Genomic DNA, 2,755 nt, shown 5'->3' on the forward strand with positions numbered 1-2,755 from the left:
GACTACCAGAAGATGGGCGTCGAGGTGTACTCGGTGTCGACCGACACGCACTTCACGCACAAGGCCTGGCACGACGCTTCGGACACGATCAAGAAGATCAAGTACCCGATGATCGGCGACCCGACCGGCGCGATCACCCGCAACTTCGGCGTGATGATCGAGGAAGAAGGCCTGGCGCTGCGCGGCACCTTCGTCATCAACCCGGAAGGCGTGATCAAGGTTTGCGAAATTCACGATCTGGGCATCGGCCGCGACGCCAAGGAACTCAAGCGCAAGATCCAGGCCGCCCAGTACGTCGCCTCGCACCCGGGTGAAGTCTGCCCGGCCAAGTGGACGCCGGGTGAAGCCACGCTGGCTCCGTCGCTCGACCTCGTCGGCAAGATCTAAGTCCGGCAACACCGGCCGCGACGCGCACAGGCTCTGTGCCCGTTGCGGTTTTTTTCAGGAACATTGGGAGAACAAGAAAATGCTCGACGCCACCATCAAGACGCAGCTCAAGGCTTACCTTGAGCGACTTCAGCAACCCATCGAACTGATCGCGACGCTCGACGACAGCGACAAGGCGCAGGAAGTACGCTCGCTGCTCGACGACATCGCCACGGCTTCCCACAAGGTCAGCGTACGCAACGACGGCAGCGATACGCGCAAGCCTTCGTTCGCCGTCACGCGGCCGGGCGAGGCGCCGCGCATCGCCTTCGCGGGCATCCCGATGGGGCACGAATTCACGTCGCTGGTGCTGGCGTTGCTGCAAACCGGCGGGCATCCGCCGAAGGTCGAGCCGGAAGTCATCGAACAGATCAAGGCCATCCCCGGGAAATTCCACTTCGAGACCTTCATTTCGCTCTCCTGCCACAACTGCCCGGACGTCGTGCAGGCGCTGAATCTCATGTCGGTGCTCAACCCCGGCATCAGCCACACGATGATCGACGGCGCGCTGTTCCAGGACGAAGTGAACGAACGCAAGATCATGGCTGTCCCCACGGTCTTCCTGAACGGCGAGCCGTTCGGCCAGGGGCGCATGACGCTCGAAGAGATCATCGCCAGGATCGACACCGGCGCCGCGGCGCGCGAAGCCGAGAAGCTCGCGGCCAAGGATACGTTTGACGTGCTCGTCGTCGGCGGCGGGCCGGCCGGCGCGGCAGCGGCGATCTACGCCGCGCGAAAGGGCGTGCGCACCGGCGTCGTCGCCGAGCGTTTCGGCGGCCAGGTGCTCGACACGCTGGCGATCGAGAACTTCATCTCGGTCAAGGAGACCGACGGCCCGAAGCTGGCGGCCGGGCTTGAACAGCACGTCAAGGAATACAACGTCGACATCATGAACCTGCAACGCGCCGAGGTGCTCTCGCAGGGTGCGGACGGCCTGAACGAAATCCGGCTCGCCAGCGGCGCGGTCTTGAAGGCCAAGTCGGTGATCCTCTCGACCGGCGCGCGCTGGCGCAACATGAACGTGCCGGGCGAGCAGGAGTACAAAACGCGCGGCGTCGCCTACTGCCCGCACTGCGACGGTCCGCTGTTCAAGGGCAAGCGCGTCGCGGTGATCGGCGGCGGCAACTCGGGCGTCGAGGCAGCGATCGACCTCGCCGGCATCGTCGCACACGTGACGCTGATCGAGTTCGACACCTTCCTGCGCGCCGACGCGGTGCTGCAGAAAAAGCTCTACAGCCTGCCCAACGTCAACGTGATCCTCAACGCGCTGACCAGCGAAGTGAGCGGCGACGGCGAGAAGGTGAACGGCCTCGTGTACAAGGACCGGGCGAGCGACGAAGTGCACAGGATCGATCTTGAAGGCATCTTCGTGCAGATCGGCCTTCTGCCGAACACCGACTGGCTCAAGGGCACGATCAAGCTCTCGCCGCGCGGCGAGATCGAGGTCGATGCGCGCGGACAGACGTCGCTGCCCGGTGTCTTCGCGGCCGGCGACTGCACGACCGTGCCCTACAAGCAGATCATCATCGCCATGGGCGAGGGGGCGAAAGCGTCGCTCGGCGCCTTCGATCACCTGATCCGCACCTCGGCGCCGGCCTGATCGGGACGCCCGTTTCGGAGCTCAGCGCTCGAAGCTGAGCCTCGTCTCCATCACCGTGACCGCGGCCCCTGAAATCAGGACGCGGTCATTTTTCATCTCGCAGATCAGTTCACCGCCGCGCCGTGAAACCTGCCGCGCGGTCAGCCGCTCCTTGCCCAGCCGTTTGGCCCAGTACGGCGCCAGCTTGCAGTGCGCGGCGCCGGTCACCGGATCTTCGGGAATGCCCATCTTGGGCGAGAAGTATCGGCTGACGAAGTCGACGTCCTCTCCCGGTGCCGTGACGATCACCGCGCGCAGGTCGAGGTGGCTGAGCAGCGAGTGATCGGGGCGGATCGAGCGTACGGCCGTCTCGCTGTCGAAGACCGCGACATAGACATCGGCGACCAGGACCTCGGTCGGCGTTCGGCTGAGACTGGCGCGCAGGAGTTCCGGCACGGCATTGCAGGCGACGGGCGGATTCGCCGGGAAGTCCATTTCGATCAGCGCGCCGTTCTTGCGCACGAAGAGGTCGCCGCTCTTGGTCTCGAAGGTGGCCATCGGTTTCGTGTGGCCGAGGATTTCGAACAGGACGTGCGCTGACGCCAGCGTCGCGTGCCCGCACAGGTCGATCTCCTTGACCGGCGTGAACCAGCGCAGCTCGAAGCCCCTGGCCGACGGCACGAAGAATGCCGTCTCCGAGAGATTGTTCTCCTCGGCGATCGCCTGCAGCAGCCCGTCGTCGAGCCAATG

General features: G+C 64.9%; 3 protein-coding genes. 2 read left to right on the forward strand and 1 reads right to left on the reverse strand.

Annotated features, from left to right (window positions below):
* Positions 1-387 (forward strand): redoxin domain-containing protein (locus tag KBA32_RS07000; RefSeq protein WP_294356887.1); only part of this gene is annotated, 387 nt, incomplete at its 5' end.
* Between the two features lie 79 nt (positions 388-466).
* Complete coding sequence (gene ahpF, locus KBA32_RS07005) at positions 467-2,026, forward strand: alkyl hydroperoxide reductase subunit F (RefSeq protein WP_294356888.1); 1,560 nt, start codon at positions 467-469, stop codon at positions 2,024-2,026.
* A gap of 21 nt (positions 2,027-2,047) precedes the next feature.
* Here ahpF and KBA32_RS07010 read toward each other — a convergent pair.
* Positions 2,048-2,755 (reverse strand): PhzF family phenazine biosynthesis protein (locus KBA32_RS07010; protein ID WP_294356890.1); only part of this gene is annotated, 708 nt, incomplete at its 5' end.

It is taken from the genome of Propionivibrio sp. (assembly GCF_017995515.1).
In the GTDB taxonomy this organism is placed as follows: Bacteria; Pseudomonadota; Gammaproteobacteria; order Burkholderiales; family Rhodocyclaceae; genus Propionivibrio.